Genomic DNA, 26,439 nt, shown 5'->3' with positions numbered 1-26,439 from the left:
GTAATATCCAGCCCCGCAACGGCGCTAAGCGCCCGTAGCTCAGCTGGATAGAGCGCTGCCCTCCGGAGGCAGAGGTCTCAGGTTCGAATCCTGTCGGGCGCGCCATTTTAGTCCCGGCGCTAGAGCTGCGGTGGTCTGAGAAGTAGTCAGTACCGCGTGAAAGAATACAGTGGTGGCTATAGCTCAGTTGGTAGAGCCCTGGATTGTGATTCCAGTTGTCGTGGGTTCGAATCCCATTAGCCACCCCATTATTTGAAAGAGTTGTGAATTGCGAAGGTGGCGGAATTGGTAGACGCGCTAGCTTCAGGTGTTAGTGTCCTTTGGATGTGGGGGTTCGAGTCCCCCCCCTCGCACCACGACTTTTTAAATGAATTGAACTAAAAATTCAAAAAGCAGTACATCGGCGAGTAGCGCAGCTTGGTAGCGCAACTGGTTTGGGACCAGTGGGTCGGAGGTTCGAATCCTCTCTCGCCGACCAATTTTGAACCCCGCTTCGGCGGGGTTTTTTGTTTTCTGCGAGCTCTCATTCCTGTAGTCATGCCCCGACAGCGCCCTTTTTCTTTGTCGCAATCCAGCGACATGCAACTCATTGAAAATTAAATAAATAACTATTTATGGGTTTTGCTGTCTCCTCCTGGCGACATATTCCCGCCTTTTCCCGATACGTTGTAGAGCCTAAGACGGCGCCAGGCAGCATAATTTCCTTTTATCTTAAAATGTTGCGTCGTGTAAAAGTTCTGGGTGTCATGTTGGCACGTTACGTGCAATAATATGCGTGTAGATGCTCATTCCATCTCTTATGTTCGCCTTAGTGCCTCATAAACTCAGGAATGACGCAGAGCCATTTACGGTGCTTATCGTCCACTGACAGATGTCGCTTCGGCCTCATCAGACACCATGGACACAACGTTGAGTGAAGCACCAAATATGTTGTCTTACAGACCTGTTTTAACGCCTGCTTTTATAGCAGGCGTTTTTTTATGCCTTATTCCCGATACAGGCGCATGATCAGGGCAACCATCAGCAGGGCCGATACAGAGACAGCATAGAGCGCCTGTACGGAGCCAAACCCTGAAGCTACCGCCGCTGCAATGCCGGTGAAAAGAGAGGCGCTGAGCGTTTGCCAGCGCCAGGCTTTACCGCTGGCCGAAGCGGTTTGCGTGAGAGGAAAACTACTGAGTACCCCAAACGTGCCCGCTGCGAAGAGAACATTCGAGGCCAGATGCGCGATAAAGATCATCCCCAGCGCGCATATCGTCCACCCGGACAAAAAAGGCAGCATGCCATAAGCGGCCAGAAAGATGCTGAGGCAAACGATTATTCGCGGCGTGTGGGCCGCAAAGCGCGTCAGGCTCTCTTTTTTTAGCAGCAGGGGGCCACAAAGCTGCCCCAGACTCCTCGCGAAAAGCAGAGGCAAAGCAAGGCCCGCCGCATCCTGAGGACGGAGCTGCTGGGCCAGTGCCGGAAGCAGCGCCATCGCCGGTGAGCCGACGGCGGCCAGCGCCGGCAGGATGAGCAGGCTGCGTTTCTGCCGAACGGTCAACGCCTGCCAGCGTAATGTTGCAGAAACTCCCCTTTCCATAGCGGTGGGATGTGGTGCCGGAGAAAACCGGCGCCCAGCCAGCCATAGCAGTACCACTGACCCGAGAAAGCTGGCGGCATCAATGGCCAGCAGGGTAAACACGGACGTCTTCTGAAACAGCACCACGCCCAGGCCGGTCCCTAACAACACCTGAGAAGCAAAAATCACATTTTCCAGACAGGTTGCAGCGGGCAGCTCCGCTTCGCTAAGTCCGCGCTTAAAGAGCAAAGTCAGCGCGGGCCAGCTCATCCCGCTGAGCAGGGCTTCGGTGGATTGCACGGCGAGCAATGCGGCAACGCTGTGGTAACCCACACCAAGCAGGGGAAAGAGCAGGGCGAGCAGGCCCAGCCCCTCGGTCAGTATCAGCAGGGATATCGGCGAAAAGCGCGAGCACAGCTTTTCGCCGAAGATACTGCCGATGAACCCTGGTACCGTAGCGAAAAGAAAAGCGAGAGTAAGCAGAGCGGGCGGGGCTGACCACGCCAGCAGCAAACCGAAGACCACGACCTGGGTTAAGCCATTCCCCAGTGAAGAAAAGATAAAAGCACAGGCAAGCAGGCGCAGCCAGCGGTGGCAGCGCAGCGCCTGGATAAGCGCATACAAAAGCGAGTTCATTGAGATTTCCTTTCAAAAACGATTTAGTCCACGCTGCAAAATGTGCGCGTGTGTGAAAAAAGGTTAATGAAAAGACATCGTTACATTGGCGGATTCGTTTGCGGATGTGGGTGCAAAGAATGTAGCAGGAGAAAGGCGATAAAAAAAGGAGACCCTCTGGCCTCCTTTTTATTTACTGCTGCGCACCGTTATTTTGCAGCGTTAACAGCAATCCGTCACGCCGCATGGCGGCTGCCTCTTCTGGCTTGTGCTGCTTGTCCAGCGTATCGGCAAGCCACGCGTAATCAAACGCGTCCGGACGCTGCTTCAGCGCCGCGCGGAAGGCGAGGCTCGCCTCCTGCCATTCTCCGTGCTTCATCAGCGACTGACCGAGCGTGCTCCACAGCAGCGGGCGGTCACCGACGGTTTTAATCTGCTGACGCAGCACTTTTTCGATTTGCTCAGGATTATTGGTTTTCAGACGCGGGATCACCATCACCAGACGATCGTCATACTGGCGCTTCAGGCCATCGAGGAGGATCTCCTGAGCCGTGTCATGATCGTCACATTCAATAAGATGTTCCGCCATGGCGACCTGCAGAGGAACCTGCTGGCGCGTCTTACGGCTCTGATTCTTCCACCACGTTTTCAGACCGTCGCTGCCCAGGTCGGCGCGCGCCTGATCCATCAGGCCAATCCATGCCAGACGCTGAAGCTCATCACGATGTTCATCGTCGCCCACCTCGGCCTTCGCCATCGACGGAATGATGTCCAGCAGCGAGCCCCAGGCGCCGGTACGAATATACGCCTGCTCGGCAAGACGCAGCACTTCCGGATGACGTGGCGCAACTTCCAGCAGGCGATCGATACCGTGACGCGCCGCGTGATTTTCATTGCGCGCCAGCTGCAGGCGAACGCGCGTGATTTCTACAGGAATCGGGTCGCCGTGAGCCAGCTCTGCCGCCCGCTCCAGATGCTGATTGGCGCGGGCTTCGTCACCGCGCTGCTGCGCCGCTTCGGCAGCGAGCAGATAATTCACTACCGGCTGTTCGGCATGGTCGGCGTTTTTCGACATCAGCTTTTCAACCTGCTGATAGTCACCCTCGGCAAGCTTAAGCAGCGCCTGTTCGGTCTGCTTGCGGGCGCGGCGGCGTTTACGACCAACGAACCAGCCGCGCGTGTGGGCACCGGTGCGGAAAATACGGCGCAGGATCCACTCGATCGCAAACAGCACCACCACGCCGAGGATCAGAATGATCGTCAGGCCGGTTACGCTGGTTTCAATGTTGTAGTTATCCGTCTGGATCAGGACGTAACCCTGATGACCCGCAAGCATAGGTCCCAGCACGATCCCGGCGATCAGCAGGATGAAGAGTAAGAGAACTTTTAGCATCATTACTCTCCTTGTGGTGCGCTTTCAGGCGCCGGAGCCGGAGCAGGTGCCGCTCCGTCCGTCGGCTCTGCCGGTACGCCCGGCTGCGCCAGCAGGTTACGTACGCGCGTCTGCATCAGTTTCTCCAGAATCGGCTGGCTGGCCAGCTTATCCGGCACGTTCATGGTGATGTTCTGCTGGCTCAGCTTATCAATGTCTTCGAGGAAGGCTGTGGTCGTCGCATCATCGGTGTTGTAGTAGGCGCGTACCCACGTCGAGACGTTATCCAGCGCCTGTTTGTATGTCTCTTCCTGATGACGCGGCACGGCCTGAGCCGCCACCAGCAGGCGGGAACGAATGTTCTCGCGCAGATAGATATCCTGGTTCGGCGCCAGCAGCGGCACGGCGGTTTCGTCGCGACGGCGGATAGTGATGAAGCTGTCCATAAAGTTCTGCCAGCTTTTCTGCAGGTTTATGCGCCATTCGCTCAGGGAGCTGGAAAGCTCGGTACCGTCGGAATCCATCGGGGAATCGTCGTCGTTGTTATCCGCCAGCTGCAGGTTATCAATCTGATTCGACAGCTGGTTCACCTTGAGGATAATGCCGTCGTAATCCACCTGCGAGACGGCGGAGAGGCTGGCGATGTCCTCGGTGATCGCGCGTCGCGCGGTGATAAGGCTCGGGTCGTTCATGTCTGCCAGGCTCGCATCGGCGCTTTTCAGCAGCGCGGCGGCAGTGGTGACGTCCTGATCGCTCCAGAGCTTACGTCCGGCGAGCTTCACCAGGAAGTCAGCCTGCGAGAGCAGCCAGGTTTTGGCATCGGTACCGGAAATCGTGGCGACTTTCTGCTGCACGTCGCCCAGCTGTTTAGCCAGCTCTTCCTGTTTGCTGTTCGCCTCGGCAAGCGCGGCGGCCTGCTGCTTAATCACCGTTTCCAGCTCGGTTTTCTGCGTCTCCTGCGCTTTTTGCAGGGCAGTGAGCTGATTCACCAGCGCATCGCTGGTGGACGTCTGGTTAGCACCCTGTTGCTTCACCAGGCCGTACAGGCCAACCCCTGCTGCCAGCGCAATGGCGATGGCAATCGCGCTCAGCGCGAGGCTCGTTTTGTTGCTGCCGTTTTTCTTCTCAGCGGTTTTCTCAGTCGTCTCTGGCTGTGGCGTCGTCTCCACAGTCTCCCTGGTCTCTTCAACCACGGCGGAGGATTTGTCGTGTTCCGTCATTATGGCTTCCCATTTGAGAGTTATTGTAATGCGCGCAGCAGCGCATCGTTGTCGGCGTTATCAGCGATCCGAATATCCTGCCAGCCCAGTTCCCGGGCCTGGTTCGCCAGACGCTCACTGACGACCAGAAGCCGACAGCGGAGTAACCAGTTTTCGCGATACCAAAGCGGTATCAGCGACCAAAGCTGTTGTAACATTTCACCGCTGGTGACCACCAGCGTATTAATGCCGCGCGCGTGCCAGCGCATCGCCTCTTCCGCGCCATCGTAGTGTTTTGCACAGCGCTGATAGCACTCAACGAACGTTACGTCTGCACCGCGTTCACGCAGCGTTTCGCCCAGCAGTTCGCGACCACCGTTGCCGCGCAAAATGAGCGCACGCTTTCCGGCAATAGTTTGTAATTCAGGTAATTGTAGCAAGACTTCGCTGATTTCCCGATCTAACGGGTAACGAACGTCCGCGCTGCTTACGGTATGCAGCGCCAGTGCCGTTGTGCGGCCAATCGCGAAATAGCGGGGGGCGGCTGTCCAGGCTAAACCCTGCTGTTGCAGCTGCGCGTGGGCAAATTCCACGGCATGTTGCGACAGCGCAAACAGCAGGTCGCCTTCCTGAAGGGTATTCATCTGGTCGGCGAGCGCGGAGAGCTCCCGACCGGGGGAGAATTCAATGAGCGGAAAACTCCAGGCCACCTGCCCCAGTGTGCGCAGACGGCTCACTAACTGCTCTCCTGCGGGAGAAGGGCGGGTGACAAGAATACTCATGCAGGGGGCTCTCCATTATAAACGTCAGCCAGAATCTCGCGGGCGCCGTTATCCAGCAGTTCTTCCGCCAGCGACACGCCAAGCTGCTCAGCATCTTGCGCTTTACCGCGACGTTCGCCGCGTACCATCTGGGAACCGTCCGGAGCGCCCACCAGCGCGCGCAGCCACAGCTCACCTTCTGTTAATTCAGCATAGCTGCCAATCGGTACCTGACATCCTCCTTCGAGGCGGGTATTCATCGCACGCTCGGCTTTGACGCGGATAGCGGTCTCGTCATGGTTCAGCGGTGCGAGCAGTTCGCGGGTACGCGCATCGTCCAGACGGCACTCGATGCCTACGGCACCCTGGCCCACGGCCGGAAGCGACAGCTCTGGCGGCAACGCCACGCGAATGCGCGACTCCAGCCCCAGACGCTTGAGGCCGGCAACGGCGAGGATAATGGCATCGTAATCGCCGTTATCCAGCTTGCCCAGACGCGTTCCGACGTTACCGCGCAGCGAGCGAATGATCAGGTCAGGACGGCGCTCTGCCAGCTGACACTGACGGCGTAAACTGGACGTGCCAACCACGCTACCCTCCGGCAGCGCGTCGAGCGAGTCATAGTGGTTAGAGACAAACGCATCGCGCGGATCTTCACGCTCGCAGATGGTCACCAGCCCCAGCCCTTCCGGGAACTCGACAGGCACGTCTTTCATTGAATGTACGGCGATATCGGCGCGGTTCTCAAGCAATGCCAGTTCCAGTTCTTTGACAAACAGGCCTTTGCCGCCCACTTTCGCCAGGGGCGTATCGAGGATCACGTCACCGCGCGTGACCATCGGCACCAGCTCGACGCGCAATCCACTGTGGCAGGCTTCAAGGCGCTGCTTCACATAATGTGCCTGCCAGAGCGCGAGGGGGCTTTGGCGTGTGGCAATTCTCAAAACATTGTCTAACATGCTTGTTACCGTCATTATCAATCGCTAACCATCCTAACATTGTTGACTCTGGGATGGCAGTTTTACGGTTGATGAAGCGTGAGAGGGACAAGGCGGCGTATTCGTCAGCCATAGCCGTATTCAGGAATTTACACGTACAGAACGGTGCTACACTTGTATGTAGCGCATCTTTCTTTACGGTCAACCGGCAAGGTGTTAAATTGATCACGTTTTAGACCATTTTTTCGTCGCTACCACCAAAAATGATAAGGGCGAAAAAGGGTAACGGTTATCTTTTTGAAATACTGCGGGTCCGCTGTTATTCGTGTTTTGAATAGCTTGCGACACCCGGAAACATCAGGCGATACGTCTTGTACCTCTATATTGAGACTCTGAAACAGAGACTGGATGCCATTAATCAACTGCGTGTGGATCGCGCGCTTGCTGCCATGGGCCCTGCTTTCCAGCAGGTATACAGTCTGCTGCCGACATTATTGCACTATCACCATCCGCTGATGCCTGGCTACCTTGACGGTAACGTTCCCCAGGGCATTTGCCTTTTCACGCCTGATGAAACCCAACAGCATTACCTGAACGAGCTGGAACTCTACCGCGGCATGCCGCCACAGGAGTCTCCAAAAGGTGAACTGCCGATTACCGGCGTTTACTCTATGGGGAGCACCTCATCGGTAGGGCAAAGCTGTTCTTCGGACCTGGACATCTGGGTCTGCCATCAGTCCTGGCTCGATAACGACGAGCGTCAGCTGCTGCAACGCAAGTGCAGCCTGCTGGAGAGCTGGGCGGCCTCGCTCGGCGTGGAAGTAAGCTTCTTCCTGATTGATGAAAACCGTTTCCGCCATAATGAAAGCGGCAGTCTGGGTGGTGAGGACTGCGGCTCGACCCAGCACATCTTACTGCTGGATGAATTTTACCGTACTGCTGTGCGTCTGGCCGGGAAGCGTATTCTGTGGAATATGGTCCCGTGCGAAGAAGAAGAGCATTACGATGACTACGTCATGTCGCTTTACGCGCAGGGCGTACTGACGCCAAACGAATGGCTGGACCTCGGCGGCCTCAGCTCTCTGTCAGCCGAAGAGTACTTTGGCGCAAGCCTCTGGCAGCTCTATAAAAGTATCGACTCACCGTACAAAGCGGTGCTGAAAACGCTGCTGCTGGAAGCCTATTCCTGGGAATACCCTACGCCGCGCCTGCTGGCGAAAGATATCAAGCAGCGTCTGCACGACGGGGAGATCGTCTCCTTCGGGCTGGACGCTTACTGCATGATGCTGGAGCGCGTGACCGAATACCTGAAAGCCATTGATGACACCACGCGTCTTGACCTGGTGCGTCGATGTTTCTATCTCAAAGTCTGTGAGAAATTGAGCCGCGAGCGCGCCTGCGTGGGCTGGCGTCGTGAAGTGGTCAGTCAGTTAGTGAAAGAGTGGGGATGGGACGAAGCGCGTCTGTCCATGCTCGACAACCGGGCCAACTGGAAAATCGATCAGGTGCGTGAAGCGCACAACGAACTGCTCGATGCGATGATGCAAAGCTACCGTAACCTGATCCGCTTTGCGCGCCGTAACAACCTCAGCGTTTCCGCCAGCCCGCAGGACATCGGGGTATTGACCCGTAAGCTGTACGCCGCGTTTGAAGCGCTGCCGGGCAAAGTCACCCTGGTTAATCCGCAGATTTCGCCAGACCTGTCAGAACCGAATCTGACCTTTATCTATGTGCCGCCGGGCCGCGCAAACCGCACCGGGTGGTATCTGTATAACCGTGCGCCAAGCATGGACTCAATCATCAGCCATCAGCCGCTGGAGTATAACCGCTACCTGAACAAGCTGGTGGCCTGGGCCTGGTTTAACGGCCTGCTGACCTCGCGCACGCGCCTGTTTATCAAAGGCAACGAGGTGGTAGATCTCGCTAAGCTGCAGGAGATGGTCGCGGATGTGTCGCACCACTTCCCGCTGCGTCTGCCTGCCCCAACGCCGAAAGCGCTCTACAGCCCGTGCGAAATTCGCCATCTGGCGATTATCGTCAACCTGGAATACGACCCGACGGCGGCCTTCCGCAATCAGGTGGTTCACTTTGACTTCCGCAAGCTGGACGTTTTCAGCTTTGGCGAGCAGCAAAACTGCCTGGTGGGCAGCGTGGATCTGCTGTACCGCAACTCGTGGAACGAAGTGCGTACCCTGCATTTCAACGGCGAGCAGGCGATGATCGAAGCGCTGAAAACGATTCTCGGCAAGATGCACCAGGATGCCGCACCGCCGGACAGCGTTGAGGTGTTCTGCTACAGCCAGCACCTGCGCGGTTTAATTCGTACCCGCGTGCAGCAGCTGGTTTCTGAGTGTATCGAACTGCGTCTGTCCAGCACCCGTCAGGAAACCGGGCGTTTTAAAGCGCTGCGCGTCTCCGGTCAGACCTGGGGCCTGTTCTTCGAACGTCTGAACGTGTCGGTACAGAAGCTGGAAAACGCCATCGAGTTCTACGGCGCGATTTCACACAACAAGCTGCATGGCCTGTCGGTGCAGGTGGAAACCAACCACGTTAAGCTCCCGCAGGTGGTGGACGGATTCGCCAGCGAAGGGATTATTCAGTTCTTCTTTGAAGAGTCGGGCGACGATGCCGGGTTCAACATCTACATTCTGGATGAAACCAACCGCGCCGAGGTGTATCACCACTGTGAAGGCAGTAAAGAGGAGCTGGTGCGCGACGTCAGCCGCTTCTACTCCTCTTCGCATGACCGTTTCACCTACGGCTCAAGCTTTATCAACTTTAACCTGCCGCAGTTCTACCAGATTGTGAACGTCGACGGACGTACGCAGGTGATCCCGTTCCGTACACAGGCCGTAACGCCAGCCGCGCCTGCCAATCAGGACACCGCGCCGCTGTTGCAGCAGTATTTCTCCTGAGCCTTTTCGCTCGCCCGGTGGCGGCTACGCCTTACCGGGCCTACAACAGTTCGAACCCGTAGGCCGGGTAAGCGCAGCGCCACCCGGCAACAAAACTACCTGAAACTCACAGCCTCACCCGCCTGCGCGGTCGCCGCCTGTTCCAGCAGATCCCAGAACGGTACGCCGCTACGGTCGCAAACCCATTCCCCGTCCTTCAGATCGAAATGATAGCCGCCCTGTTTCGCGGCCAGCCACACCTGGTGAAGCGGCTCCTGGCGGTTAATAATAATTTTGCTGCCATTTTCGAAGCTCAGGGTCAGAATGCCGCCGTTGATTTCACAATCGATATCGCTGTCGCCGTCCCAGTCGTCAAGACGCTCTTCGATGGTCATCCACAGGTTGTCGGCAAGGCGATGGAATTCACTGTCGTTCATGGTTTTGTTCCTGTTTTTCGTGATGCCGGCAGTATAACCCTAAATAATTCCCGTTGCAGGAAAGCGGCAAACTCTTGCTTTTGTGTCTTCTCCTGCGATGATAGAAACAGATTTGAACTTACGGGCAACTTTATAATGAAAAACGCTTTCCGAACGCTTGCCGTTCTCATCACGCTGTTTAGCCTGACTGGCTGCGGACTGAAGGGACCACTGTACTTCCCACCTGCGGATAAAACCGCGCCGCCGCCGACGAAACCCGTGCAAAGCGGCATTGAGTCCACCACGCCAAATACTAACGATCGTGGCGACAACGGTGGTCCGACTCAGGTTAATCTCTGACGACAACGTTCTGTACCCGCGCAATGGAGCAAATGATGCAGTTCTCTAAAATGCATGGCCTTGGCAACGATTTTATGGTCGTCGACGCGGTAACGCAGAATGTGTTTTTCTCCCCGGAACTGATCCGTCGCCTGGCGGATCGGCATCTGGGCGTGGGGTTCGATCAGCTGCTGGTGGTCGAGCCACCGTACGATCCCGACCTCGATTTCCACTACCGTATTTTTAACGCGGACGGCAGCGAAGTTAACCAGTGCGGCAACGGCGCGCGCTGTTTTGCCCGCTTTGTCCGCCTGAAAGGGCTGACCAACAAGCGTGATATTCGCGTCAGCACGGCCAATGGCCGCATGGTGCTCAGCGTCACCGATGATGAGCTGGTGCGCGTGAACATGGGCGAGCCTAACTTCGAGCCCTCCGTCGTGCCGTTTCGCGCAAACAAAGCGGAAAAGACCTATATTATGCGTGCGGCCGAGCAGACAGTATTGTGCGGCGTCGTCTCAATGGGTAACCCACACTGCGTGATTCAGGTTGATGATGTGGAAACCGCCGCGGTCGAAACGCTCGGCCCGGTGCTTGAAAGCCACGAACGTTTCCCGGAGCGCGCGAACATCGGCTTTATGCAGGTGGTGAAGCGCGAGCACATTCGCCTGCGGGTTTACGAGCGCGGCGCGGGCGAGACGCAGGCCTGCGGAAGCGGTGCCTGTGCTGCGGTGGCCGTGGGCATCTCTCAGGGGTTACTGGCAGAAGAGGTTCGCGTGGAGTTACCGGGCGGTCGGCTTGATATCGCCTGGAAAGGACCGGGTCATCCACTGTATATGACTGGCCCGGCGGCACATGTCTATGACGGGTTTATCCATCTATGAAACAACCAGGGGAAGAACTGCAGGAAACAGTGACGGAACTGGACGACAGAGCTGTTGTTGATTATCTGCTGCGCAATCCTGAGTTTTTTATTCGCAATGCACGCGTCGTCGAAGAGATGCGCGTGCCGCATCCGGTTCGCGGAACCGTGTCGCTGGTCGAATGGCACATGGCGCGCTCGCGCAACCACATCAATCAGCTTGAAGAGAATATGACGCTGCTGATGGAGCAGGCCAGCACCAACGAAAGCCTGTTCTATCGTCTGCTGCACCTGCAGGCGCGTCTGGCGTCGGCGCACAGTCTTGACGAGTTCCTCAGCCGCTTCCACCGCTGGGCTCGCGAGCTGGGGCTGGCGGGCGCAACGATTCGTCTTTTCCCTGACCGTTGGCGCATTGGCGCACCGTCGGGGTTCACCCATCTGGCGCTCAGCCGTCAGGCGTTTGAACCGCTGCGCATTCAGCGTCTGGGCCATGAGCACCACTATCTGGGGCCGCTGAACGGGCCTGAGCTACTGGTGGTGTTACCGGAAGCCAAAGCGATTGGCTCGGTGGCGATGTCGCTGATGGGGCGCGATGGCGATCTGGGAGTCATGTTATTTACCAGCCGCGATGCGCATCACTATGAGCAGGGGCAAGCCACGCACCTGCTGCAGGAGATCGCCCTGATGCTGCCCGAGCTGCTGGAGCGCTGGATTGAGCGCGTATGATGGACGGACTGCTCGCCACTGACGTCTCGCGCTTTCTGCGCTATCTGGGCGTGGAGCGTCAGCTTAGCCCCATTACCCTGCTCAACTACCAGCGTCAGCTTGATGCCATCATGCAGATCGCCGACGAAATCGGTCTGAAAAGCTGGCAACAATGTGACGCTGCGACGGTACGCGGGTTCGTCGTGCGTAGCCGTAAAAAAAATCTCAGCCCGGCGAGCCTGGCGCTCAGGCTCTCAGCGCTTCGCAGTTTCTTCGACTGGCTGGTCAGCCAGGGGGGCTTAAAAGCCAACCCGGCAAAGGGGATCGCCACGCCGAAAGCGCCGCGCCATCTGCCTAAAAATATCGACGTCGACGACGTAAACCGCCTGCTGGATATCGACCTTAACGATCCGCTCGCCGTGCGCGACCGCGCGATGCTGGAGGTGATGTACGGTGCCGGGCTGCGTCTGTCCGAGCTGGTTAATCTTGATATCAAACACCTCGATCTGGAGTCCGGTGAAGTGTGGGTAATGGGTAAGGGCAGCAAAGAGCGCCGCCTGCCGATTGGCCGCAATGCGGTTTCCTGGATTGAGCACTGGCTTGACCTGCGCGGGCTGTTTGGCAGCGAAGAGGATGCGCTGTTCCTGTCGAAGCTCGGCAAACGGATCTCGGCGCGTAACGTCCAGAAGCGCTTTGCGGAGTGGGGCATTAAGCAGGGGCTGAACAGCCACGTTCACCCGCACAAGCTGCGCCACTCCTTTGCGACACACATGCTTGAGTCGAGCGGCGATCTGCGCGGCGTGCAGGAACTGCTTGGCCACGCGAATCTGTCGACCACACAAATTTATACCCACTTAGACTTCCAACACCTTGCCTCGGTGTATGACGCGGCGCATCCACGCGCCAAACGGGGGAAATAATGCGTTTTTACCGCCCACTTGGTCAGATCTCAGCCCTGACGTTTGACCTTGATGACACCCTTTACGACAACCGCGAGGTGATCCTGCGTACCGAGCAGGAGTCGCTGGCGTTTGTGCAGAACTACCATCCCGCGCTGAAAGCGATACAGAACAAGGACTTTCAGAAGCTTCGTCAGTCCCTGCGGGAAACCGAGCCGGACATTTACCACGACGTGACCGAATGGCGTCGTCGTGCGGTCGAGCAGGCGATGCTCAATGCTGGCCTGAGCGCGCAGGACGCGGCCATCGGTGCCGAAGCGGCCATGGAAAACTTTGCCAAATGGCGCAGCCGTATCGACGTGCCGCAGGAGACTCACGACACGCTGGCGAAGCTTGCCGAAAAGTGGCCGCTGGTGGCCATCACCAACGGCAATGCCCAGCCCGAGCTGTTTGGCCTCAGCGATTACTTTGAATTTGTGCTGCGCGCGGGCCCGCACGGGCGAGCGAAGCCGTTTAATGATATGTACCATCTGGCGGCGGATAAGCTTAACCTGCCGCTGGGTAACATTCTGCACGTGGGGGATGACCTGACCACGGACGTGGCCGGTGCTATTCGCTGCGGGATGCAGGCCTGCTGGATCAAGCCGGAAAATGCGGAGCTGATGACCGCAACCGACAGCCGTCTTCTGCCGCACGTGGAAATTTCACGGTTGGCATCCCTCACGACGCTGATATAATCACCAGTAATATTGTATAAATTACCAGGGGTTTGCAGTTGTAGGCCCGGTAAGCGAAGCGCCACCGGGCGCTTCGCTGTGTTCCTGAATACTATGTGACGGTGCCAATGGACGTTTCTTACCTGCTCGACAGCCTTAATGACAAACAGCGTGATGCGGTTGCCGCCTCACGCACCAACATGCTGGTGCTGGCTGGGGCGGGCAGTGGTAAGACGCGCGTGCTGGTTCACCGTATCGCCTGGCTGCAGAGCGTGGAGAACTGCTCCCCGTACTCCATCATGGCGGTGACGTTTACCAACAAGGCGGCAGCAGAGATGCGCCACCGTATCGCTCAGCTGATGGGCACGAGCCAGGGCGGCATGTGGGTTGGCACCTTCCACGGCCTGGCGCACCGCCTGCTGCGCGCGCACCATATGGACGCCAACCTGCCGCAGGATTTCCAGATCCTCGACAGCGAAGACCAGCTCCGCTTGCTGAAGCGCCTGATCAAGGCGATGAACCTCGACGAGAAGCAGTGGCCGCCGCGTCAGGCGATGTGGTACATCAACGGCCAGAAGGACGAAGGGCTGCGCCCGCACCACATTCAGAGCTTCGGCAACCCGGTCGAGCAGACCTGGCAGAACGTTTACAAGGCCTACCAGGAAGCGTGCGATCGCGCTGGCCTGGTGGATTTTGCCGAGCTGCTGCTGCGCGCTCACGAGCTGTGGCTGAACAAACCGCACATCCTGCAGCACTACCGTGAACGCTTCACCAATATCCTGGTGGACGAGTTCCAGGATACCAACAACATCCAGTACGCGTGGATCCGCCTGCTGGCCGGTGATACCGGCAAGGTGATGATCGTGGGCGATGATGACCAGTCGATCTACGGCTGGCGCGGGGCGCAGGTAGAAAATATCCAGCGCTTCCTCAACGATTTCCCCGGCGCGGAAACCATTCGTCTGGAGCAGAACTACCGTTCAACCAGCAACATCCTGAGCGCGGCCAACGCCCTGATTGAAAACAACAACGGGCGTCTGGGTAAAAAGCTGTGGACCGACGGCGTCGACGGTGAACCGATTTCGATTTACTGCGCCTTCAACGAGCTCGACGAAGCCCGCTTCGTGGTGAACCGCATCAAAACCTGGCAGGACAACGGCGGCGCGCTGGAGCAGTGCGCCATTCTCTACCGCAGCAACGCCCAGTCGCGCGTGCTGGAAGAGGCGCTGCTGCAGGTGAGCATGCCGTACCGCATTTATGGCGGTATGCGCTTCTTCGAACGTCAGGAAATCAAAGATGCGCTGTCGTATCTGCGCCTCATTGCGAACCGTAACGACGACGCGGCGTTTGAACGCGTGGTCAATACGCCGACCCGCGGGATTGGCGACCGCACGCTGGACGTTGTGCGTCAGGCCTCGCGCGATCGCCAGCTGACGCTGTGGCAGGCGTGCCGCGAGCTGCTGCAGGAAAAAGCGCTTGCCGGACGTGCCGCCAGCGCATTACAGCGCTTCCTTGAGCTGATTGACGCCCTGGCGCAGGAAACCGCCGACATGCCGCTGCACGTGCAGACCGACCGGGTGATTAAAGACTCCGGCCTGCGAACCATGTACGAGCAGGAGAAAGGCGAGAAGGGCCAGACCCGTATTGAGAACTTAGAGGAACTGGTCACGGCAACGCGCCAGTTCAGCTACAACGAAGAAGACGAAGATCTGATGCCGCTGCAGGCGTTCCTCTCCCACGCCGCGCTGGAAGCGGGTGAAGGGCAGGCGGACACCTGGCAGGATGCGGTTCAGCTGATGACCCTGCACTCCGCCAAAGGCCTGGAGTTCCCGCAGGTGTTTATTGTCGGGATGGAAGAGGGGATGTTCCCGAGCCAGATGTCGCTGGATGAAGGCGGACGTCTGGAAGAGGAGCGTCGTCTGGCCTACGTGGGCGTGACGCGCGCGATGCAAAAGCTGACGCTAACCTACGCCGAAACCCGCCGCCTGTACGGTAAAGAGGTTTATCACCGTCCGTCGCGCTTCATCGGCGAGCTGCCGGAAGAGTGCGTGGAAGAGGTGCGTCTGCGGGCGAGCATCAGCCGTCCGGTCAGCCATCAGCGCATGGGCTCGCCGATTGCGGAAACCGACACCGGCTACAAGCTGGGCCAGCGCGTGCGCCATTCGAAGTTTGGCGAAGGCACTATTGTGAATCTGGAAGGCAGCGGCGAGCACAGCCGCCTGCAGGTGGCGTTCCAGGGGCAGGGGATCAAATGGCTGGTGGCGGCCTATGCGAAGCTGGAAACAGTCTAACATTCAGAAAAATATCATTATTTTGTAATAATCTGCTAGCCTTATACAGCGAAGGTCAATTAATGCCCTTCAGCGTTCCGTTGCGTGTTGACGCCATAGTTATAGCTGGCGTAACATGCGCGCACGATTACGCTAAGAGGACATTCGCCTTGGACACACCCAGTAGATACTGGCTCAATTCCCTGTCATCCAGGAACAACTCCTAAGGCTATCTCCTCTTGCTGATGGCCTTAGTGGTTGTCAGCGACCTGCATTATTCCCGTCGCGCTGAGTCAGGCTGTTTAATGGTCTGAAACCCAATTTGTTTCTGTGTGCCCACCGAACTGTCCGATATTTTTTGCATTGGGAGTCCCGGTCATGTTGAGCGCATTTCAACTCGAAAATAACCGACTGACTCGGCTTGAAGCCGAAGAGTCACAGCCCCTCATTGATGCCGTATGGGTGGATCTGGTCGAGCCGGACGACGATGAACGCCTTCGCGTACAATCTGAACTGGGGCAAAGCCTGGCAACCCGCCCGGAACTGGAAGACATCGAAGCATCCGCGCGTTTTTTTGAAGACGAAGACGGTCTGCATATTCACTCCTTCTTCTTCTTTGAAGATGCGGAAGACCACGCGGGTAACTCCACCGTGGCGTTTACCATTCGCGACGGCCGTCTGTTTACCCTGCGCGAGCGCGAGCTGCCGGCATTCCGTCTCTACCGCATGCGCGCCCGCAGCCAGGCAATGGTGGACGGTAACGCTTACGAGCTGCTGCTCGATCTGTTCGAGACCAAAATTGAACAGCTGGCGGACGAAATTGAAAACATCTACAGCGATCTGGAAAAGCTGAGCCGCGTGATCATGGAAGGCCATCAGGGCGATGAATACGACGAAGCGCTCTCCACGCTGGCGGAGCTGGAAGATATCGGCTGGAAGGTGCGCTTGTGTCTGATGGATACGCAGCGCGCGCTGAACTTCCTGGTGCGCAAGGCGCGTCTGCCGGGCGGTCAGCTGGAGCAGGCGCGGGAGATCTTACGCGATATCGAATCCCTGCTGCCGCACAACGAATCCCTGTTTCAGAAGGTGAACTTCCTGATGCAGGCGGCGATGGGCTTTATCAACATCGAGCAGAACCGCATCATCAAGATCTTCTCGGTGGTGTCCGTGGTGTTCCTGCCGCCGACGCTGGTGGCGTCCAGCTACGGGATGAACTTTGAGTTTATGCCGGAGCTGAAGTGGAGCTTTGGCTACCCGGGGGCGATTATCTTCATGATCCTCGCGGGGCTGGCACCGTATCTGTACTTTAAGCGTCGTAACTGGCTGTAAAAATCTGGCGGGTGGCGCTGCGCTTACCCGCCCTACGATCGAATTCCCTCTCCCTGTGGGAGAGGGTTAGGGTGAGGGCAACATCACAACCCTTTGCGCACCCTGCGCTGGGTATAAATCGCATCCGCAACAAAGATTGCCAGCGCCACCCAGATAAAGGCGAACGTCACCATCTTATCCGCCCCCGGCACCTCACCGTAGAACACCACCGCCAACAGGAACATCAGCGTCGGGCCAATGTACTGGAAGAAGCCCAGCGTGGAGAGACGCAGACGCGTCGCGGCACCGGTGAAGCACAGCAGTGGAATGGTGGTCACCACGCCCGCCGCCATCAGCATCAGGTTCAGCGACCACGGGTTGCTGCCCATATGACTGGTGGCGCTGTCGGCGATGCCGAAGAGATAAATCGCCGCCACGGGCAGCAGCCACAGGGTTTCAAACAGCATCCCCGTCTGCGCTTCCACCGCAATCTTCTTACGCACCAGGCCGTAGAACGCAAAGCTGAACGCCAGGCCGAGGGCAATAATCGGCAGCGAGCCGAAGGTCCAGAGCTGCACCAGTACGCCGCAGAAGGCCAGAATCACCGCCACCCACTGCATCCGGCGGAAGCGCTCACCGAGGAAAATCATCCCCAGCACGATATTCACCAGCGGGTTAATGAAGTACCCCAGGCTCGCTTCGAGCATGTGATGGTTATTCACCGCCCAGATAAACAGCAGCCAGTTGCCGCCAATCAGCACCGCGGAGAGCGCCAGCAGGAAAATCTTTTTCGGGGTTTGCAGCAGCGTTTTGACGCCCGACCACTGACGGCTGAGGCTCATCAGCGCAATCATAAAGAAGAATGACCAGATAACGCGGTGAGTCAGGATCTCATCGGCCGGAACGTAGGCGATAAGCTTGAAATACGCCGGGGCGATACCCCAAATAAAATAAGCGGCAAGGGCGAGTAAAACGCCCTGCCGCGTCTGTTTAGCATCCATCGGGAAAATCCGTTACAAAAAAGTGAATTAATTTTACCCGATTTTGCCGCCTCAACCCACCATATAAGTGGCGGTTGCGCTGGCGATATACACCTGCTCTTCGTTGTGTAATTCAACGCGCGCCACGGCAACTTTATTTCCCGCGCGCAGCAGGCTGCTGGTACAGGTAAAGCGATTTCCGCGCCCCGGGCGAAGATAGTCGACGCGCAAATCAATGGTGCCCATGCGCGCCAGACGCTGGCGGAGTTCGTCTTCGTTGATGGTGTCATGGCGGGTCAGCGTGCTGCCCACGCAGACCAGACCTGCCGCCACGTCCAGCGCGGAGGCAATCACGCCGCCGTGCAAAATACTTTGCGCCCAGTTACCCACCATCATCGGCTGGTTGTTAAAGCTCAGCTGGGCAAAATCTTTCTCGTAACGCTCCAGCTCCAGTCCCAGCGCGCGGTTAAACGGCATATGGTAAACAAAAATCTCGCCCACGAGTTTTAACACTTCTTCGGCGGTAAGCATGGCTGACATGAGGCATCACATCCTTATTGTTAACGAAATGTTGATTTTATGCCTCAGCAACAAGGAATTCCACTTTCAGAAACGAGGATGCAGCAGTTGTCGCAGAAGTCTGTAGAATGTTCGCCACATAACTATTCAGCTAATTTTACTCTTTTGCAGGAGAACACCACCGATGCGGACGTATCTGGCCTGGTTACTGGCGGCGGTTGCGCTGCCCCTCACAGCATATGCGCAGGAAGCAACGATCAAAGAGGTGCATGATAAACCTGCCGTTCACGGTAGTATTATCGCGAACCTTCTTCAGGAGCATGACAATCCGTTCACGCTCTATCCGTATGACACCAACTATGTGATTTACACCCAGACCAGCGATCTTAACAAAGAGGCGATAAGCTCCTATAACTGGTCTGATAATGCGCGTAAAGATGAGGTGAAGTTCCAGCTCAGCCTCGCGTTCCCGTTCTGGCGCGGTATTCTGGGGCCGAACTCGGTGCTCGGGGCGTCTTACACGCAGAAATCCTGGTGGCAGCTCTCTAACAGCGGAGAGTCCTCGCCGTTCCGTGAAACCAACTATGAGCCGCAGCTGTTCCTCGGTTTTGCAACGGATTATGAGTTTGCGGGCTGGACGCTGCGTGACGTCGAAGTGGGCTTTAACCACGATTCCAACGGTCGCTCTGATCCTACCTCGCGCAGCTGGAACCGTGCCTATACGCGTCTGATGGCGCAGAACGGTAACTGGATGGTGGAAGTGAAGCCGTGGTATGTGGTGGGCGAAACCGATGACAACCCGGATATCACCAAATATATGGGCTACTACCAGCTCAAAGTCGGCTATCAGTTGGGTGATGCCGTGCTCAGCGCCAAAGGCCAGTACAACTGGAACACCGGCTACGGCGGTGCGGAAGTGGGCTTAAGCTATCCAATGACGAAGCATGTCCGCATCTATACTCAGGTGTACAGCGGTTACGGCGAGTCGCTTATCGATTACAACTTCAACCAGACCCGCGTCGGCGTGGGCGTGATGCTGAACGATATTCTCTAGGCTGTTCGAATGTTTTTGCGTTAAACGTTGAAGTTTCTCTCTCAGGCGCTGAAAATAGCGCCTGTTTCATTTCTGGCATATGGGGTTAACGTGGCGCAGGCGGAAGTATTGAATCAGGAGTCGCTGGCTAAACAGGTTTTGCATGAAACCTTTGGCTACCAGCAGTTCCGCCCCGGCCAGGAAACCATCATTGAAACGGTGCTGGAAGGTCGTGATTGCCTGGTGGTGATGCCGACCGGTGGCGGCAAGTCCCTTTGTTATCAGGTGCCCGCGCTGGTGCTTAACGGCCTGACGGTCGTGGTATCCCCCCTTATTTCTCTGATGAAAGACCAGGTTGACCAGCTGCTCGCCAACGGCGTGGCGGCGGCCTGTCTCAACTCGACCCAAACCCGGGAGCAGCAGCAAGAGGTGATGGCCGGTTGTCGTACCGGGCAGATCCGCCTGCTGTATATCGCGCCGGAACGCCTGATGCTGGATAACTTCCTCGACCACCTGGCGCACTGGAACCCGGTCCTGCTGGCGGTGGACGAAGCGCACTGTATTTCCCAGTGGGGACACGATTTCCGCCCGGAATACGCGGCCCTCGGCCAGCTGCGTCAGCGCTTCCCCGAGCTGCCGTTTATGGCGCTTACCGCCACGGCGGATGACACCACCCGTCTGGACATCGTTCGTCTGCTCGGGCTGAACGACCCCTATATTCAGGTCAGCAGCTTCGACCGCCCTAACATCCGCTATATGCTGATGGAAAAATTCAAGCCGCTGGATCAGCTCCTGCGCTACGTCCAGGAGCAGCGCGGCAAGTCCGGCATCATCTACTGTAACAGCCGTGCGAAGGTGGAAGACACCGCCGCGCGTCTGCAAAACCGCGGCTTTAGCGCCGCCGCCTATCACGCCGGATTAGAGAACCACATCCGCGCCGACGTGCAGGAGAAATTCCAGCGCGATGACCTGCAGATCGTGGTCGCAACGGTGGCGTTTGGGATGGGAATCAACAAGCCCAACGTGCGCTTTGTGGTGCACTTCGACATCCCGCGCAATATCGAATCCTACTATCAGGAAACCGGCCGCGCCGGGCGTGACGGTCTGCCTGCGGAAGCGATGCTGTTTTACGATCCGGCCGATATGGCGTGGCTGCGCCGCTGTCTGGAAGAGAAGCCGCAGGGACAGCTGCAGGATATCGAGCGCCACAAGCTCAACGCGATGGGCGCGTTTGCCGAAGCGCAAACCTGCCGTCGTCTGGTTCTGCTCAACTACTTTGGTGAAGGGCGCCAGGAGCCGTGCGGCAACTGCGATATCTGCCTCGATCCGCCGAAACAGTACGATGGCCTGATGGACGCGCGTAAAGCGCTCTCGACCATTTACCGTGTGAATCAACGCTTCGGGATGGGCTACGTGGTGGAGGTGCTGCGCGGCGCCAATAACCAGCGTATCCGCGATATGGGCCACGACAAGCTGCCCGTCTACGGTATTGGCAAGGAGCAGAGCCACGAACACTGGGTGAGTATCATTCGCCAGCTGATCCACCTCGGCTTCGCCACGCAGAACATTGCCCAGCACTCCGCCCTGCAGCTGACCGAGGCGGCTCGCCCCGTTCTGCGTGGTGACGTTGAACTCAAGCTCGCCGTGCCGCGCGTCATCGCCCTGAAGCCACGCGTGATGCAGAAATCCTACGGCGGCAACTACGACCGCAAGCTGTTCGCCAAACTGCGCAAGCTGCGTAAGGCCATCGCCGACGAAGAAAACATCCCGCCTTACGTGGTGTTCAACGACGCGACGCTGATTGAGATGGCCGAGCAGATGCCGCTCAGCGCCAGCGAAATGCTCAGCGTCAACGGCGTGGGAACGCGCAAGCTGGAGCGCTTCGGTAAAGAGTTTATGGCGCTCATCCGCTCTCACGCCGACGGTGATGATGAGGAGTAGTCAGCCGGGCGAAAAAGTGCCAGGATGATGACTCACTAAATTATTTCCCCGCGAGCTAATTATGTTAATGCTATTTCTCACCGTGGCGTTAGTGCACATCGTTGCGCTGATGAGCCCCGGCCCGGACTTTTTCTTCGTATCACAAACGGCCGTCAGTCGCTCCCGCAAAGAGGCGATGATGGGCGTGCTCGGTATCACCATGGGCGTTATGGTCTGGGCGGCCGTTGCGCTGCTCGGTCTGAACCTTATCCTGACGAAGATGGCCTGGCTGCATAACATCATTATGGTCGGCGGCGGGCTGTACCTGTGCTGGATGGGCTACCAGATGCTGCGCGGGGCGCTGAAGAAAGAAGAGAAAAAACCGCAAGAGCCGAAGGTCGAGCTGGCAACGGGCGGCCGCAGCTTTGTAAAAGGGCTGCTGACCAATCTGGCGAACCCGAAAGCGATTATCTATTTCGGCTCGGTGTTCTCGCTGTTTGTAGGCAATAGCGTCGGCGCGGGCGCACGCTGGGGCATCTTCCTGCTGATCGTCGTTGAAACCTTTGCCTGGTTTACCATCGTAGCCAGCCTGTTCGCCTTACCGGCAATGCGCCGCGGCTACCAGCGTATCGCGAAGTGGATTGACGGCTTCGCCGGCGCGCTGTTCGCCGGCTTCGGCATTCATCTCATCATTTCTCGCTAAGCGTGACGCGCTGACGCAAGCAGCGCGCCAACCAGCATAAACAGCGAGCCAAAGACTTTATTCAGGGCCTTCATCTGCTTAGGCCCTTTAATCCACGCCGCAATTCGCTGCGCCAGCGTCGCGTAACCAATCATCACGATGATATCGACGATAATGGTGGTCGCGCCCAGCACCACGTACTGCATCACCTGGGGCTGATGCGGAACGATAAACTGTGGGAACAGCGCGGCGAGGAAAACGATGCTCTTCGGGTTGGTCAGGTTGACGAACACCGCGCGCTTAAACAGATGGCCGCGGTTTTGCGTCTGAGCGAGCGTATTCAGGTTGATGGAGCCTGCCGCGCGCCACTGCTGGATGCCGAGCCAAATCAAATACGCTGCCCCGGCCCATTTCAGCACCTCAAAGGCCAGCACGGAGCGGGAGAACAGGGTCCCCAGACCGATCCCGACCAGCACAATATGAATGCCCAGCCCGGTCTGCAAACCGGCAATCGACGCCGCCGCACCGCGGTAGCCGTGGTTGATGGAGGTGGTCATGGTGTTAATAGCCCCCGAACCCGGAGAAAGGCTGAGGATAATGGATGTCAGCAGGTAGGCGAACCACCATTCGAAGGTCATTTGAAACTCCCGAACCGTCTATTTTTATGCCACAATACGCTATTATTGAGTCATTTTGTGACCGGTGACGAAAAAAACGATATTCCCTGGATTACGTGAGTGGAAACCCAATGTTTCAGCAGAAAAAGGACTGGGAAACACGAGAAAACGCTTTTGCTGCTTTCTCTATGGGGCCGCTGACCGATTTCTGGCGGCAGCGTGAGGAAGATGAGTTTACGGGCGTCGGGGGCGTCCCGGTGCGTTTCGTTCGTTTCCGAAATGAAAAAAATGACCGGGTGATAGTGGTCTGCCCTGGGCGTATTGAAAGCTACGTTAAATATGCCGAGCTGGCCTATGACCTGGTCCATATGGGGTTCGATGTCCTGATCATCGACCATCGTGGACAGGGGCTGTCCGGACGTATGCTGCCGGACACGCACCGTGGGCACGTCGATCGCTTCAGCGATTACGTCGACGATTTTGCCGCGTTCTGGCAGCAGGACGTTCAGCCTGGCCCCTGGCGCAAGCGGTATATTCTTGCGCACTCCATGGGCGGCGCCATTTCGACGCTGTTTTTGCAGCGTTACGCGCACCAGTGCGACGCCATTGCGCTCACCGCGCCGATGTACGGTATCGTGATCCGTTTTCCTGACTGGATGGTGCGCCATCTTCTTGACTGGGCTGAGGGCCATCAGCGCATTCGTGAAGGTTACGCCATTGGCACAGGACGCTGGCGCGCGCTGCCGTTCGCCATCAACGTCTTAACCCACAGCCGGCAGCGTTATCGCCGCAACCTGCGCTTTTATGCCGATGAACCGCGCTTGCGCGTCGGCGGACCGACCTGGCACTGGGTGCGGGAGGGGATTCTGGCCGGTGAGCAGGTGCTGGCGGGCGTAGGCGATGATGACACGCCGACGCTTCTGATCCAGGCGGAAGAAGAGCGTGTGGTGGATAACCGCATGCATGACCGCTATTGTGAACTGCGCGCTGCAGCCGGTCACCCTTGTGAAGGGGGTAAACCGCTGGTCATTAACGGCGCGTTCCATGAGATCCTTTTTGAAAAGGACGCTATGCGCTCAGTCGCGCTTAACGCCATTGTTGAATTTTTCAACAGGCATAATTGATTCTTGTTTTCCACCAGAGGTTGAAATCCCTATGTACCAGGTTGTTGCATCTGATTTAGATGGCACGCTGCTTTCCCCCGACCACACCCTGTCGCCTTACGCGAAAGAGACCTTAAAACTCCTGACTGCCCGTGGCGTGAACTTTGTGTTCGCCACCGGCCGCCACCACGTGGACGTGGGGCAGATCCGCGATAATCTTGAGATCAAATCGTACATGATCACCTCCAACGGTGCGCGCGTGCATGATACCGACGGCAACCTGATCTTTACCCACAACCTGGATCGCGATATTGCCGCCGATCTGTTCGGCGTGGTGCATAACAACCCGGCTATCGTCACTAACGTTTACCGCGACGATGACTGGTTTATGAACCGCCATCGCCCGGATGAAATGCGTTTCTTCAAGGAAGCGGTATTCAACTACTCCCTCTACGAACCGGGCCTGCTGGAGCCGGAAGGGATCAGCAAGGTGTTCTTCACCTGTGACAGCCACGAAGAGCTGCTCCCGCTGGAACAGGCGATCAACGCCCGCTGGGGCGATCGCGTCAACGTGAGCTTCTCAACCCTGACCTGTCTGGAAGTAATGGCGGGAGGCGTCTCTAAAGGTCACGCGCTGGAAGCCGTTGCGAAACGTCTGGGCTTCGGGCTGAAAGACTGTATCGCCTTCGGTGACGGCATGAACGACGCCGAGATGCTTTCGATGGCGGGCAAGGGCTGCATCATGCAGAACGCGCACCAGCGTCTGAAGGATCTGCACCCTGAGCTGGAAGTGATTGGTTCTAACGCTGACAACGCGGTACCGAAGTATCTGCGCAAACTGTTCCTTGAATAATCTTCATTCGGTTGTTTATTGCTCAGTTGTCAACTAAAGAGTTCGCTACAATGCCTCTCCTTCTTTCTGAGAGACAAGCATTGTGGCGCTACTCATTATCACCACTATCCTGTGGGCCTTCTCCTTTAGCCTGATTGGCGAATACCTTGCCGGTTCGGTCGACAGCTACTTCTCGGTGCTGATGCGCGTGGGGCTGGCGGCGCTGGTGTTCCTGCCGTTTCTGCGCGCGCGCGGGCAATCGCTGAAAACGATTGTGCTGTATATGCTGGTGGGGGCGATGCAGCTCGGCATCATGTATTTGTTCAGCTTCCGGGCCTACGTCTACCTGTCCGTCTCTGAATTCCTGCTCTTTACCGTGCTGACGCCGCTCTATATCACGCTGATTTACGACCTGCTCAGCAGACGCCGTCTGCGCTGGGGATACCTGCTGAGCGCCGCGCTGGCGGTGATCGGTGCGGCGATTATTCGCTATGACAAAGTCAGCGATCACTTCTGGACCGGACTGATGTTCGTCCAGCTCGCCAACATCAGCTTCGCCATCGGCATGGTGGGCTACAAACGCCTGATGGAAACCCGTCCGATGCCGCAGCATAACGCGTTTGCCTGGTTCTATATGGGCGCCGCGATTGTCGCGGTGGCGGCGTGGTTTATGCTCGGCAACCCGCAAAAACTGCCGACCACCGCCGTGCAGTGGGGCGTTCTGGTCTGGCTGGGCGTAGTGGCGTCAGGGCTGGGATACTTCATGTGGAACTACGGCGCTACGCAGGTAGACGCCGGTACGCTGGGGATCATGAATAACGTGCATGTCCCGGCAGGGCTGCTGGTCAACCTCGCCATCTGGCAGCAACAGCCGCACTGGCCGAGCTTTATTATTGGGGGAGCGGTGATCCTGGCTTCGCTGTGGGTCCATCGCCGATGGGTCGCTCCGCGCTCCGCACAAACGGAAGATGGTCGCACGCGTGGTTCCGCGCTGAGCGAATAAACGCCTCCGTAATCGGCTGACGCTGCTCGCCATCGCGCACGGCAGCGTACAGCCGGCTCCACAGTCCTTCACCCAGGGTTTTGGTCTGCACCAGACCCTGGCGTTCAAAACTCTCCACCACCCAGTGCGGCAGCGCCGCGATACCCATTCTGGCCGCCACCATCTGAATCAGCAGTAGGGTGTTATCCACGCTTTTCAGCTGCGGGCTAATGCCTGCCGGCTGCAGGAAGTGGCGCCAGATATCCAGGCGGCTGCGCTGCACCGGATAAATCAGCAGCGTCTCTGTCGCCAGGTCTTCCGGCGTGATGCGCGTTTTGGCGGCCAGCGGGTGATCCGGCGCCAGCACCAGGCGCACTTCATAATCAAACATCGGCGAATAGTGCAGGCCGCTGCGCGGCAGGATATCAGAGGTCATGACCAGATCCAGCTCGCCCTGCTGCAGCGACGGCTGCGGGTCAAAGGTCACACCGGATTTGAAGTCCATCTCCACCTGCGGCCACTTCTGGCGGAAGTTTTCAAGCGCGGGGGTCAGCCACTGAATACAGCTGTGGCACTCAATGGCGATGCGCAGTTTGGTCTGCTGCGGTTCGTTACACGCCTGCAGCGCGCTCGCGATTTGCGGCAGTACCTGATTCGCCAGCTGAAGAAGAATTTCACCCTGCGGCGTAAAGCGTAGCGGCTGGCTCTTACGCACAAAAAGACGAAAGCCGAGGCGTTGTTCCAGATCGCTGAACTGGTGAGAAAGGGCAGACTGGGTCTGGTGCAGCGTGGCCGCAGCCGCCGCGAGCGAACCGCAGTTCCGCAACGCTTGTAGCGTTTTCAGGTGTTTAATCTCGATCATGAAAGTCCTTCACTTCGCCATGAACATATTGCGCTTGAGGAATATACAGTACCTGCC

25 protein-coding genes and 4 tRNA genes are annotated in these 26,439 nt (G+C 57.5%); 19 read left to right on the top strand and 10 right to left on the bottom strand.

Annotated features, from left to right (window positions below):
- Window positions 1–28: 28 nt before the first annotated feature.
- From NI40_RS21405 to NI40_RS21390, 4 genes are all read left to right on the top strand, one after another.
- Window positions 29–105 (top strand) — tRNA-Arg (locus tag NI40_RS21405).
- A 67-nt stretch (window positions 106–172) separates the two neighbouring features.
- Window positions 173–248, top strand: a tRNA-His gene (locus tag NI40_RS21400).
- Window positions 249–270: 22 nt separating this feature from the next.
- Window positions 271–356: transfer RNA gene (locus NI40_RS21395), tRNA-Leu, on the top strand.
- Window positions 357–401: 45 nt separating this feature from the next.
- Window positions 402–478, top strand: a tRNA-Pro gene (locus NI40_RS21390).
- Between the two features lie 507 nt (window positions 479–985).
- Here the strand turns inward: NI40_RS21390 and NI40_RS21385 are convergent.
- The 5 genes from NI40_RS21385 to hemC all read right to left on the bottom strand — a co-directional run bounded on the left by NI40_RS21385 (window position 986) and on the right by hemC (window position 6,467).
- On the bottom strand, window positions 986–2,197 hold the full coding sequence (locus NI40_RS21385) for an MFS transporter (RefSeq protein ID WP_039264256.1): 1,212 nt from the start codon (window positions 2,195–2,197) through the stop codon (window positions 986–988).
- A 172-nt stretch (window positions 2,198–2,369) separates the two neighbouring features.
- On the bottom strand, window positions 2,370–3,569 hold the full coding sequence (gene hemY / locus NI40_RS21380; protein WP_039264255.1) for a protoheme IX biogenesis protein HemY: 1,200 nt from the start codon (window positions 3,567–3,569) through the stop codon (window positions 2,370–2,372).
- 2 nt (window positions 3,570–3,571) lie between these two features.
- Window positions 3,572–4,768, bottom strand: coding sequence for a uroporphyrinogen-III C-methyltransferase (gene hemX / locus NI40_RS21375; RefSeq protein ID WP_033146905.1), 1,197 nt, complete (start codon window positions 4,766–4,768; stop codon window positions 3,572–3,574).
- 20 nt (window positions 4,769–4,788) lie between these two features.
- The gene (gene hemD / locus NI40_RS21370; protein ID WP_039264254.1) at window positions 4,789–5,529 is read right to left on the bottom strand and encodes a uroporphyrinogen-III synthase; all 741 of its coding nucleotides are present in this window, start codon (window positions 5,527–5,529) and stop codon (window positions 4,789–4,791) included.
- Window positions 5,526–6,467: a hydroxymethylbilane synthase gene (hemC, locus tag NI40_RS21365; protein ID WP_033146903.1), complete on the bottom strand. Its 942-nt coding sequence runs from the start codon at window positions 6,465–6,467 to the stop codon at window positions 5,526–5,528. Before hemC ends, hemD begins: the two co-directional genes overlap by 4 nt.
- Before the next feature lie 350 nt (window positions 6,468–6,817).
- Here hemC and cyaA point away from each other — a divergent pair, with 350 nt between their 5' ends.
- A complete protein-coding gene (gene cyaA, locus NI40_RS21360) occupies window positions 6,818–9,361 on the top strand; it encodes a class I adenylate cyclase (RefSeq protein ID WP_023309629.1) in 2,544 nt (847 codons plus the stop codon).
- Window positions 9,362–9,456: 95 nt separating this feature from the next.
- Here cyaA and cyaY read toward each other — a convergent pair whose 3' ends face one another.
- Window positions 9,457–9,777, bottom strand: a complete 321-nt coding sequence (gene cyaY, locus NI40_RS21355) for an iron donor protein CyaY (protein WP_023333807.1) — start codon at window positions 9,775–9,777, stop codon at window positions 9,457–9,459.
- 135 nt (window positions 9,778–9,912) lie between these two features.
- On the opposite strand from cyaY, the gene lptM reads away from it, so the two are divergent.
- From lptM to corA, 8 genes are all read left to right on the top strand, one after another.
- A complete protein-coding gene (lptM, locus tag NI40_RS21350; RefSeq protein WP_014885650.1) occupies window positions 9,913–10,116 on the top strand; it encodes an LPS translocon maturation chaperone LptM in 204 nt (67 codons plus the stop codon).
- A gap of 35 nt (window positions 10,117–10,151) precedes the next feature.
- A complete protein-coding gene (gene dapF / locus NI40_RS21345; RefSeq protein ID WP_008501545.1) occupies window positions 10,152–10,976 on the top strand; it encodes a diaminopimelate epimerase in 825 nt (274 codons plus the stop codon).
- The gene (locus NI40_RS21340; protein ID WP_023309626.1) at window positions 10,973–11,680 is read left to right on the top strand and encodes a DUF484 domain-containing protein; all 708 of its coding nucleotides are present in this window, start codon (window positions 10,973–10,975) and stop codon (window positions 11,678–11,680) included. The genes dapF and NI40_RS21340 overlap by 4 nt, the downstream gene beginning before the upstream one ends.
- On the top strand, window positions 11,677–12,579 hold the full coding sequence (gene xerC, locus NI40_RS21335) for a tyrosine recombinase XerC (RefSeq protein WP_033146901.1): 903 nt from the start codon (window positions 11,677–11,679) through the stop codon (window positions 12,577–12,579). The genes NI40_RS21340 and xerC overlap by 4 nt, the downstream gene beginning before the upstream one ends.
- On the top strand, window positions 12,579–13,295 hold the full coding sequence (yigB, locus tag NI40_RS21330; protein ID WP_033146900.1) for a 5-amino-6-(5-phospho-D-ribitylamino)uracil phosphatase YigB: 717 nt from the start codon (window positions 12,579–12,581) through the stop codon (window positions 13,293–13,295). The genes xerC and yigB overlap by 1 nt, the downstream gene beginning before the upstream one ends.
- Before the next feature lie 107 nt (window positions 13,296–13,402).
- A complete protein-coding gene (gene uvrD / locus NI40_RS21325) occupies window positions 13,403–15,565 on the top strand; it encodes a DNA helicase II (RefSeq protein ID WP_033146899.1) in 2,163 nt (720 codons plus the stop codon).
- A 149-nt stretch (window positions 15,566–15,714) separates the two neighbouring features.
- Window positions 15,715–15,771, top strand: a complete 57-nt coding sequence (gene ysgD, locus NI40_RS24235; RefSeq protein WP_212743980.1) for a YsgD/CorL family protein — start codon at window positions 15,715–15,717, stop codon at window positions 15,769–15,771.
- 151 nt (window positions 15,772–15,922) lie between these two features.
- Window positions 15,923–16,873: a magnesium/cobalt transporter CorA gene (gene corA / locus NI40_RS21320; protein ID WP_008501540.1), complete on the top strand. Its 951-nt coding sequence runs from the start codon at window positions 15,923–15,925 to the stop codon at window positions 16,871–16,873.
- Between the two features lie 83 nt (window positions 16,874–16,956).
- On the opposite strand, the gene rarD is transcribed toward corA, so the two are convergent.
- A complete protein-coding gene (gene rarD, locus NI40_RS21315) occupies window positions 16,957–17,853 on the bottom strand; it encodes an EamA family transporter RarD (protein WP_023309622.1) in 897 nt (298 codons plus the stop codon).
- Between the two features lie 51 nt (window positions 17,854–17,904).
- The gene (yigI, locus tag NI40_RS21310) at window positions 17,905–18,372 is read right to left on the bottom strand and encodes an acyl-CoA thioesterase YigI (protein WP_008501538.1); all 468 of its coding nucleotides are present in this window, start codon (window positions 18,370–18,372) and stop codon (window positions 17,905–17,907) included.
- 163 nt (window positions 18,373–18,535) lie between these two features.
- Between yigI and pldA the strand changes: the two genes are divergently transcribed.
- From pldA to rhtC, 3 genes are all read left to right on the top strand, one after another.
- Window positions 18,536–19,405, top strand: a complete 870-nt coding sequence (pldA, locus tag NI40_RS21305; RefSeq protein ID WP_023333803.1) for a phospholipase A — start codon at window positions 18,536–18,538, stop codon at window positions 19,403–19,405.
- Window positions 19,406–19,495: 90 nt separating this feature from the next.
- Window positions 19,496–21,325: an ATP-dependent DNA helicase RecQ gene (gene recQ, locus NI40_RS21300; protein ID WP_029741834.1), complete on the top strand. Its 1,830-nt coding sequence runs from the start codon at window positions 19,496–19,498 to the stop codon at window positions 21,323–21,325.
- Between the two features lie 61 nt (window positions 21,326–21,386).
- Window positions 21,387–22,007, top strand: coding sequence for a threonine export protein RhtC (gene rhtC, locus NI40_RS21295; RefSeq protein ID WP_039264252.1), 621 nt, complete (start codon window positions 21,387–21,389; stop codon window positions 22,005–22,007).
- Here rhtC and rhtB read toward each other — a convergent pair.
- Entirely contained in the window at window positions 22,004–22,624 is a 621-nt protein-coding gene (gene rhtB / locus NI40_RS21290) for a homoserine/homoserine lactone efflux protein (RefSeq protein WP_008501533.1), read from the bottom strand. The genes rhtC and rhtB overlap by 4 nt on opposite strands.
- 110 nt (window positions 22,625–22,734) lie before the next feature.
- On the opposite strand from rhtB, the gene pldB reads away from it, so the two are divergent.
- The 3 genes from pldB (at window position 22,735) to NI40_RS21275 (ending at window position 25,541) form a co-directional block, all read left to right on the top strand.
- The gene (gene pldB, locus NI40_RS21285; protein ID WP_032662837.1) at window positions 22,735–23,727 is read left to right on the top strand and encodes a lysophospholipase L2; all 993 of its coding nucleotides are present in this window, start codon (window positions 22,735–22,737) and stop codon (window positions 23,725–23,727) included.
- Between the two features lie 31 nt (window positions 23,728–23,758).
- Window positions 23,759–24,559: a sugar/pyridoxal phosphate phosphatase YigL gene (gene yigL, locus NI40_RS21280; RefSeq protein WP_029741831.1), complete on the top strand. Its 801-nt coding sequence runs from the start codon at window positions 23,759–23,761 to the stop codon at window positions 24,557–24,559.
- Window positions 24,560–24,641: 82 nt separating this feature from the next.
- Window positions 24,642–25,541, top strand: a complete 900-nt coding sequence (locus tag NI40_RS21275) for a carboxylate/amino acid/amine transporter (protein WP_039264251.1) — start codon at window positions 24,642–24,644, stop codon at window positions 25,539–25,541.
- On the opposite strand, the gene metR is transcribed toward NI40_RS21275, so the two are convergent.
- Window positions 25,429–26,382, bottom strand: a complete 954-nt coding sequence (metR, locus tag NI40_RS23485; RefSeq protein ID WP_023309616.1) for an HTH-type transcriptional regulator MetR — start codon at window positions 26,380–26,382, stop codon at window positions 25,429–25,431. The genes NI40_RS21275 and metR overlap by 113 nt on opposite strands.
- Window positions 26,383–26,439 lie beyond the last annotated feature (57 nt).

The sequence above is a fragment of the Enterobacter sp. E20 genome, from assembly GCF_000801755.2.
Lineage (GTDB): Bacteria > Pseudomonadota > Gammaproteobacteria > Enterobacterales > Enterobacteriaceae > Enterobacter > Enterobacter asburiae_B.
Note: the sequence above shows the minus strand (reverse complement) of the source record. Positions and strands in the feature narration are given on the sequence as shown.

Bases quoted from the DNA above. Each gene is read 5' to 3' on its own strand.
- NI40_RS21385 (WP_039264256.1), bottom strand. From the start codon at position 2,197: ATGAACTCGCTTTTGTATGCGCTTATCCAGGCGCTGCGCTGCCACCGC.
- hemY (WP_039264255.1), bottom strand. From the start codon at position 3,569: ATGCTAAAAGTTCTCTTACTCTTCATCCTGCTGATCGCCGGGATCGTG.
- hemX (WP_033146905.1), bottom strand. From the start codon at position 4,768: ATGACGGAACACGACAAATCCTCCGCCGTGGTTGAAGAGACCAGGGAG.
- hemD (WP_039264254.1), bottom strand. From the start codon at position 5,529: ATGAGTATTCTTGTCACCCGCCCTTCTCCCGCAGGAGAGCAGTTAGTG.
- hemC (WP_033146903.1), bottom strand. From the start codon at position 6,467: ATGTTAGACAATGTTTTGAGAATTGCCACACGCCAAAGCCCCCTCGCG.
- cyaY (WP_023333807.1), bottom strand. From the start codon at position 9,777: ATGAACGACAGTGAATTCCATCGCCTTGCCGACAACCTGTGGATGACC.
- lptM (WP_014885650.1), top strand. From the start codon at position 9,913: ATGAAAAACGCTTTCCGAACGCTTGCCGTTCTCATCACGCTGTTTAGC.
- dapF (WP_008501545.1), top strand. From the start codon at position 10,152: ATGCAGTTCTCTAAAATGCATGGCCTTGGCAACGATTTTATGGTCGTC.
- NI40_RS21340 (WP_023309626.1), top strand. From the start codon at position 10,973: ATGAAACAACCAGGGGAAGAACTGCAGGAAACAGTGACGGAACTGGAC.
- xerC (WP_033146901.1), top strand. From the start codon at position 11,677: ATGATGGACGGACTGCTCGCCACTGACGTCTCGCGCTTTCTGCGCTAT.
- yigB (WP_033146900.1), top strand. From the start codon at position 12,579: ATGCGTTTTTACCGCCCACTTGGTCAGATCTCAGCCCTGACGTTTGAC.
- uvrD (WP_033146899.1), top strand. From the start codon at position 13,403: ATGGACGTTTCTTACCTGCTCGACAGCCTTAATGACAAACAGCGTGAT.
- corA (WP_008501540.1), top strand. From the start codon at position 15,923: ATGTTGAGCGCATTTCAACTCGAAAATAACCGACTGACTCGGCTTGAA.
- rarD (WP_023309622.1), bottom strand. From the start codon at position 17,853: ATGGATGCTAAACAGACGCGGCAGGGCGTTTTACTCGCCCTTGCCGCT.
- yigI (WP_008501538.1), bottom strand. From the start codon at position 18,372: ATGTCAGCCATGCTTACCGCCGAAGAAGTGTTAAAACTCGTGGGCGAG.
- pldA (WP_023333803.1), top strand. From the start codon at position 18,536: ATGCGGACGTATCTGGCCTGGTTACTGGCGGCGGTTGCGCTGCCCCTC.
- rhtC (WP_039264252.1), top strand. From the start codon at position 21,387: ATGTTAATGCTATTTCTCACCGTGGCGTTAGTGCACATCGTTGCGCTG.
- rhtB (WP_008501533.1), bottom strand. From the start codon at position 22,624: ATGACCTTCGAATGGTGGTTCGCCTACCTGCTGACATCCATTATCCTC.
- pldB (WP_032662837.1), top strand. From the start codon at position 22,735: ATGTTTCAGCAGAAAAAGGACTGGGAAACACGAGAAAACGCTTTTGCT.
- yigL (WP_029741831.1), top strand. From the start codon at position 23,759: ATGTACCAGGTTGTTGCATCTGATTTAGATGGCACGCTGCTTTCCCCC.
- metR (WP_023309616.1), bottom strand. From the start codon at position 26,382: ATGATCGAGATTAAACACCTGAAAACGCTACAAGCGTTGCGGAACTGC.